Source organism: Roseomonas sp. KE2513 (genome assembly GCF_016107305.1).
GTDB lineage: Bacteria > Pseudomonadota > Alphaproteobacteria > Acetobacterales > Acetobacteraceae > Roseomonas.
In genome coordinates this window covers 1-7,141 of sequence record NZ_RCVR01000092.1, presented here as the reverse complement: position 1 = coordinate 7,141, position 7,141 = coordinate 1, and the positions used below count along the sequence as shown (strand labels likewise).

Below are 7,141 nucleotides of genomic sequence, written 5' to 3'. Positions count from 1 at the left end.
GAGTGTCCTTAGGCCCGGCGGAGTAACCCATGATGGGCGAGCCGCTTTGGCTGACCCACTGGGCGTCCTGGCTGGCCTAGCCCGGACGGCGGTCACGACCCCACCGGAAGGAGCGCCTTGACGCGCTTCGTTCCGTCCGGAAAGCGCGAACTCAGGACGTGGTGACTGCAGGGCACCCGTTGCGGATGATCCTTGGCAGCGGCCTTCCCCCGTGCTCGATTGAAGCTGCACCCACAAGGCCGGCGATTGCACGTGACCTGATGTTGCTCATCAAGATGACGGCACAGAGAGGAGGAGCATGATGTTCCGTAGCTTGCGGCGCGTTCCCCTCATTGCCCGCGTGGCTACCGTGGCAACCCTCCTTTTGGGACCGGCGCGGGCGGAGGTGACACGCTTCGAGGTCCTCTCGCGCGACACCTCGGCGCTCGGCGGCCGGGGGTTTGGGGCACGTGGCGCGGCGGAGAAGATCACCGCCCGGGCTACGGTTGCTCTCGATCTCACTAATTCGCGCAACGCGGTCATCACCGATCTCGACCGCGCCCCGCGCAACGCCCAGGGACGGGTCGAGGCAGTGACGGATGTTATCATCCTTCGCCCCGCCAAGCCGAACGGGACGCTCATCTTTGAGGTCCTGAACCGCGGCCGGAAGCTCCTCACAGGCTGGGTGCAGGACACGGAAACCGCCCCGGCTATCCGGCTCGAGCGGCCGGAAGATGCGGGGAACGGCTTCTTGCTGGAGCAGGGCTACACCCTTGTCTGGGCGGGCTGGCAGGCTGATGCGCCGAACGAGCCGGGTTATATGCGGATTAGCGTGCCGAGCCTCCCCGGGATTACCGGTCCATCGCGAGAGGAATGGAGCTTTGCGGACGCGGCAACGCCGACGCGCGCTACGCTGAGCTACCCCGTCGCGGACCGCGCCTCCGCCCGCCTGACCGTCCGCGCCCGGACGGATGACGAGCGGCGGACACCTGCTGACCTGAACTTCCGCTGGCTGGACGACAGCACGATCGAGATCGCCCGGCCCCCAGAACTACCGGCCGGCGCGATCTACGAGCTGACCTACACGGCGCGCGACCCAAAGGTGATGGGGATGGGTCTCGCCGCCATCCGCGACGTTACCGCCTTTCTACGGCGGGAGGGCGGAGCGGAGAACCCTATCGCACGGGACGGTCGCCCCAGCGTGGACCGCGCCATAGGCCTCGGCATATCGCAGTCCGGGCGGGTGCTGCGCGACCTCCTCTACTACGGCATGAACGAGGACGAAGCGGGCCGGCTCGTCTTTGAGGGTGCGATGCCGATCATCCCCGGCGCGCGGCGGTCCTTCACCAACGCGCGTTTCGCCCAGCCAGGGCGGAACCCGGGACCGCAGTACGACCGCCTCTATCCTGTGCTCTCCTTCCCCTTCACCTACGAGGTGATGGACGATCCGGTCAGCGGCCGGCGTGACGGTATCCTGCTGCGCTGCCGTCTGACCAACACCTGCCCTCTGATCATGCAGATGGACTCCGAGTTCGAGTTCTGGGGGTCCCAGGCCAGCTTGCTGGTAACGGACACGCGGGGGCGCCATGCCGACCTGCCGTCGAACGTCCGCGCCTACCTAGTCGCCAGCGCCCCGCACGGCAACGTTTGGAACGCGGTGGCGCGGCGGACGCCCGCCTGCGCCTTGCCGCTGAACCCAGTTTATCAGGGGCCGGCGCTGCGCGCCCTCATCATCGCGATGGAGCGCTGGATGCGAGAGGGAGTGGAGCCGCCCTCCAGCCGCTATCCCATGCTTTCGCAGGGCACACTCGTCGGGGCGGAGGCCGTCTATTCGGCCATCCCCGGCTTGCCCTATCGGAGGCAATACGTGCGGGCGCAGTTCGTCGAGCAAGCGGAGCCGCTGCCGCAGGTCCGCGGCGATTACCCGATCTTCCTTCCTCGCGCGGGACTGGACGGGAACGCCATTGCCGGCATCCGCTTGCCGCTCATCGAGGTCCCGCGCGCGACCTACGCCGGCTGGAACCCGGAGGTCGGGGCGGAGGGCCCGCAGCAGCTCTGCACGCAGGTCGGCGGCGTTGTGCCGCTGGCCGAGACCCGGGCTGCCCGCGAGGCCGCAGGCGATCCGCGTCCGTCGCTCCAGGATCTGTATCCGAGCCCTGACGCCTATCTTGCCGCAGTCCGTGCCGCGGCAGAACGGATGGTCGCGGACCGGCTGATGCTGCCAGCTGACGCCGAAGCTGCAATCGTCGCCGCGCGGGAGGGGCGACTGTCGCGACTGGCGAACTGAGGGTGAGGCACCGGCGGTTCTAACGCCGTCAGGGGAGCAAACGTCCCTCTACCGCCTGAACGAGGACGCACCGACTGTTGGGAAGTGACACCCACAACAGCCGTGCCCTTCCTTCTCTCGCGCGGACGCTGCAAGGCGCGTTGCTCTCGGAAACCGAGCAGATCCAGGCCGAAACTGCGCCTCCGTCGGGCACCTACGCACGATAACCTTTCTCCTGCGCACCTTACGTAAAGAGTAGTCGTACTTGTCACAATCCTTGGTCCAAACAAGATTGGAGCCGTCCGGCGCTGTTGAGAGGAACTCTCTTTTCCGAGCGTGCCGCAAGACTCTGTGCGACGTCAGGCTTAACGAATTCATCCATCGCACCGGACGAAAGGGCCCGACCGCTTCAGCCTCAGCCTGTCGCGCCGCCATTCAGCACCATACAATTAGATATCCAAGAACCAGAACATCCGTAACGCCGATCTGCAGGAACATCTATCATGCGTGTTTCACGTCGATGCTTGACCGCCCTTGCAATCGCCACGACTGCGCAACGCGCTGCAGCGCAGCCTAGCGAACATATATCTGGCACAATTCGAATAGTCGTTCCGTTCCCACCGGGGGGCATTACTGACATCGTGGGACGTGCCTTAGCACAGCAGCTGACGGTCATCCTCGGCAACGCAGTGGTCGTTGAGAACCGCCCTGGGGCAAATGGAAGCATCGGCACGAGTATTGCGGCGCGCGCTCTACCGGATGGGACCACCCTCCTGCTTGGTGTCACCGATACCCATGCGGTGAACCCGGCTGCAATGCGAAACCTACCCTATGATCCGCTTCGAGATTTCGTATCGGTCAGCAATATCACCAATGTGCCGCTCGTGCTGGCCGTCGGCCCAACCCGGAAGGAGGCCGATCTTCAAGGCTTCATCGCCGCTGCGAAGGCGCAGCCGGGCGTGCTGACAAACGCCAGCTGGGGGGTGGGCAGCACATCGCAGATCGCCATGCTGCGCTTGGCCGATGCCGCAGGTTTCGAGCTCCTGCATGTGCCTTTCACAGGTGCTGCGCCGGCAGCTCAGGCTCTGGCAGCGGGGCAGGTCGATAGCATGGTTCTACCCGCTGGTGCTGGCGAAGCGCTCTCGCGCGACGGAGGAATACGGCTGCTCGCCGCCCTGTCACCGGCGCGCTTATTCTTACTTCCGGGGTTGCCGACGCTGCAGGAGCAGGGAGTGGTACTCTCCGTCAGCATCTACCAGGCCGTTTTCGCGCCGACTCGCACCCCTGGGCCGATCGTTGAGCGACTGAACGGGGCGATACGACAAGCTCTGCGCGCCGGCCCACTGTTGGAGGTGCTGCGTAGCCAAGCCGCGATTCCAGAGCCGACCTCACCACAAGGTCTGACCGAGCTCGTCCGGCGCGAGCAGGACGCTTGGGGACGTATCATCCGCGCCAGCAACATACGGCTCGAGTAGCCGCTTGAACCTGGGCGGGCGTTCTACTGATCTGTTGTTGCGCTACCGGTTCCCCTCCGACTCGCTCAGCGACCTAGCCGATGGTGCTTGGACCGATGATCGGTGGCGGCGCCGAACTGGATCGAAGATTGCAATGCATCTGTCGCGGCCAGGATCCTGGTTGGTCGGGCACGGTAATCCCGCGATCTAGTGCCTGATCTGTGAGGAGAGAGCGGTCGCCACAATGCTCCGCAGCAATCCGAGTGGCGAGCTTCGGCCGATAGCGGTACGGCCGCCTCCAAGGCCGGACTGCGACGAAGCGGCCATGAAGCACGGTTCCAGTCCCGGCGGCGCCCCTCACGACAATCGAACACCGCTATTGCTTGACTAGTCAAGCAATAGCGTGCCCACTTCTTCCATGGGGAGGAACATGAAGCTCAACGAACGGGCGCGGAGCGGTGTGCCTGCCGACCTCCGGCGCTTCTTCAGCTACCGGTTGGCCGCCCTGAACCGCAGCTTGGTGAAGCAGGGCGGGCGGTACTTCTCATCCGCTGTCGGGCTCAGCGTCCCGGAGTGGCGCGTCATCACCATGCTCGGCTGCGACGGGGAGCTATTCGCCACCGAACTCGCGGACAAGGCCCTTCTTGATCCGGGCCAGAGCAGTCGTGTCACTCGATCCCTGGTTTCGCGGAGCATCCTCTCGGAGCGGGCGGACCCGGCGGACGGCCGGAGAACCCTCTATGCGCTCACGACGACGGGGAAGGCGGTGTTCAACAGGACAATCGGATTCGCGGCCGAACGGCAGGCGATGCTGATCGCCGCCCTTACTCCCGAGGAGGTCGCGGCTTTCGACCGCATCCTCGACAAGCTGATGAAATGGTCCACGGACTGCGGAGGCGAGACATGACACGCGCGCGCACCAACCTCGTCGTCATCATGTCCGACGAGCACGATCCGAGGTACATGGGGTCCTCCGGCCATCCGTTCATTCGGACGCCGAACCTCGACCGGCTGGCCGCGCGGGCTCAGCTTCACCAACGCCTATACGCCATGCCCCATCTGCGTGCCGGCACGGGCCGCCTTCGCCACCGGCGCCTATGTCCATCAGACCGGCTACTGGGACAACGCCATCGCCTATGACGGGCGCGTCCCGAGTTGGGGCACGCACTGCAGAAGGCCGGCGTCGCCGTCGAGTCCATCGGCAAGCTTCACTACAAGGCGACGAGTTGCCGACCGGCTTCGACCGCCAGCATCAGCCGATGCACATCTACAAGGGTCACGGCATGGTCTTCGGCTCCATCCGCGACCCGCTGCCGGAGGTGCCGTTCGAGCACAGGATGATCGGCGAGGAGGTCGGGCCAGGCGAATCTTCCTGCAACCGCTACGACCGAGCGACGGCCGAGCTAGCCGCCAGCTGGCTGGAGGGTCGTGCCGGGAGTGACCAGCCCTGGGTGCTTTTCATCGGCTTCGTCGCGCCGCACTTTCCCTTCGTCGCACCGCAGGAGTTCTTCGACCTCTACCCGCTCGACCGCCTGCCACCCCGAAAGCTTGATCCGCGCTCCGGCTACCGCCAGCATCCCTGGATCGAGGCGCAGGACCGGATCTGGCCGCACGACACGATGTTCCGGAACGAGGACGAGCGGCGGCTCGCGGTCGCCGCCGACTTCGCGCTCTGCAGCTACGTCGATGCGAATGTAGGAGTCGTGCTCGACGCGTTGGACCGTACCGGCCTCGCCGCCAGCACCCACGTGATCTACACGAGCGACCACGGTGACAACGTCGGCGCGCGCGGCCTCTGGGGAAAGAGCAACCTGTACCAGGAGTCCGTCGCCGTCCCGATGCTGATGGCGGGGCCGGGCATCGGGACGGGCACCATCGAGACGCCGGTCAACCTGATCGACCTGTACCCGACCATCCTGGACACGGTGGGCGTTGCCGGATCAGACACGACGGCCGCACGGCCCGGCCGGTCGCTCTTCGAGATCGCTGCCGCGCCGCCCGAGCCGGAGCGCGTTGCCTTCAGCGAGTACCACGCCTTCGGTGCGGCATCGGGCGCCTTCATGCTGCGCAAGGGGAGGTGGAAGTATCACTGCTATCCCGGCTTCCCGCCCGAGCTGTTCGACCTGCAGGAGGATCCGGAGGAGACCGCCGACCTCGCGCCCCGCCCTGAGTTCGCGCCCGTGCTGGACGAGATGCACGGCGAGCTCCTGCGCATCTGCGATCCGGATGCGGTGGACCGCGAGGCCAAGCACGCGCAGGCAAGACTGGTAGAATGCTTTGGCGGGCGGGACGCGGCCAGGCGCATCGGCGCACCAGGCGCCACGCCGGCGCCCGCGCTGCAGGGTGATTCGGCCCCATGATCGGGGCAGCCCCGCCCGGGACTGGATCGGGCTTCCGGCCTGGAGCACGGCGGGCGGCAAGGGAAGGGGAGTGACGCCCGATGCGGCGAGAGATGCTGAAGGCTGGGGCCGCAGCCCTGGCAGGCCTTGCGGTAGCCGGGACCTGGCCTGCCCTAGCGCAGGGGGAGGCGAACGCGGCTGGCCGTCGCGCCCTATCCGGCTCATCATCCCCTATATCCCGGGGAGCGCGCCCGACGTGCTCATGCGTCTTCTGGGCGAGCCCATGGGGGCGGCGCTGGAGCAGCCGGTCGTGATCGAGAACCGGGGCGGTGCCGGCGGAAGCATCGGCAACGAAGCGGCCGCGCGCGCCGCCCCGGACGGCCACACGCTCCTCCTCGGCACGAACGCCATGCTGATTCTGCCGCAGCTTCACCGCCGCTCCTTGGGCTATGATCCGCTGCGGGACTTCACCCCGATCGCCGGGTTGACCGCGCTTCCTCACGCGCTGGTCGTGCCCGTCGGCGGTCCAGCCCGCGTGGCGGAACTGGTCGCCTCCTTGAAAGCGCGGCCTGGCCAGCCCTATGCCTCGGGCGGCAATGGCAGCCCCGCCCATTTGGCCGCCGAGATGTTCAGGGCGAAGGTGGGCGTGGACGCGACCCACGTGCCCTTCCGTGGGGCGCCGGAGATCGTCAACAGTCTCCTAGCCGGCCAGCTGAGCTTCGGCTTCCCCACCCTTTCGACCGTGACGGAGATGGTGCGCGCCGGCCGTCTGCAGGCGCTCGGCGTGACCTCGTCCGGTCGCATCCGGATCCTACCGGAGGTCCCCGCGATTGCTGAGACGCTGCCCGGCTTCGACGTGGTGTCCTGGTTCGCCCTTCTCGGCCCTGCAGGCCTACCGCCGGAGATCGTCCGGCGGGTTGAGCAGGCTGCGCTGCGGGCGCTCGCCGACAAGGAGGTGAGGGCGCGGATAGAGGCGGACGGCACCAACGTCCTGGGCACGCCGGCTGAGGAGTTCGTATCCTTCTACAGGGCCGAGTACCAAAAATGGGGAGGCAGTCCGCCTCAGCGGCGCGCAGGTCGACTGACAGATCTTACTAAAAGGA

6 protein-coding genes are annotated in these 7,141 nt (G+C 66.6%); all 6 read left to right on the top strand.

The window, feature by feature from the left end; all coding sequences use genetic code 11:
• Positions 1 to 298: 298 nt before the first annotated feature.
• A complete protein-coding gene (locus tag D9599_RS29875) occupies positions 299 to 2,266 on the top strand; it encodes an alpha/beta hydrolase domain-containing protein (RefSeq protein ID WP_198384982.1) in 1,968 nt (655 codons plus the stop codon).
• Positions 2,267 to 2,886: 620 nt separating this feature from the next.
• The gene (locus D9599_RS29870) at positions 2,887 to 3,720 is read left to right on the top strand and encodes a tripartite tricarboxylate transporter substrate binding protein (RefSeq protein WP_198384981.1); all 834 of its coding nucleotides are present in this window, start codon (positions 2,887 to 2,889) and stop codon (positions 3,718 to 3,720) included.
• Between the two features lie 397 nt (positions 3,721 to 4,117).
• Positions 4,118 to 4,606: a MarR family winged helix-turn-helix transcriptional regulator gene (locus D9599_RS29865; protein WP_232481113.1), complete on the top strand. Its 489-nt coding sequence runs from the start codon at positions 4,118 to 4,120 to the stop codon at positions 4,604 to 4,606.
• Positions 4,603 to 4,839, top strand: coding sequence for a hypothetical protein (locus D9599_RS31805; RefSeq protein WP_232481117.1), 237 nt, complete (start codon positions 4,603 to 4,605; stop codon positions 4,837 to 4,839). The genes D9599_RS29865 and D9599_RS31805 overlap by 4 nt, the downstream gene beginning before the upstream one ends.
• A 119-nt stretch (positions 4,840 to 4,958) precedes the next feature.
• Complete coding sequence (locus tag D9599_RS29860; protein WP_198384979.1) at positions 4,959 to 6,059, top strand: sulfatase-like hydrolase/transferase; 1,101 nt, start codon at positions 4,959 to 4,961, stop codon at positions 6,057 to 6,059.
• Positions 6,060 to 6,300: 241 nt separating this feature from the next.
• Positions 6,301 to 7,141: tripartite tricarboxylate transporter substrate-binding protein (locus D9599_RS29855; protein ID WP_232481116.1), on the top strand; the 841-nt coding region annotated here is incomplete at its 3' end.

Excerpts from the sequence above, each read along its gene's own strand:
- D9599_RS29875 (WP_198384982.1), top strand. The coding sequence starts at position 299 with ATGATGTTCCGTAGCTTGCGGCGCGTTCCCCTCATTGCCCGCGTGGCT.
- D9599_RS29865 (WP_232481113.1), top strand. The coding sequence starts at position 4,118 with ATGGGGAGGAACATGAAGCTCAACGAACGGGCGCGGAGCGGTGTGCCT.
- D9599_RS31805 (WP_232481117.1), top strand. The coding sequence starts at position 4,603 with ATGACACGCGCGCGCACCAACCTCGTCGTCATCATGTCCGACGAGCAC.
- D9599_RS29860 (WP_198384979.1), top strand. The coding sequence starts at position 4,959 with ATGCACATCTACAAGGGTCACGGCATGGTCTTCGGCTCCATCCGCGAC.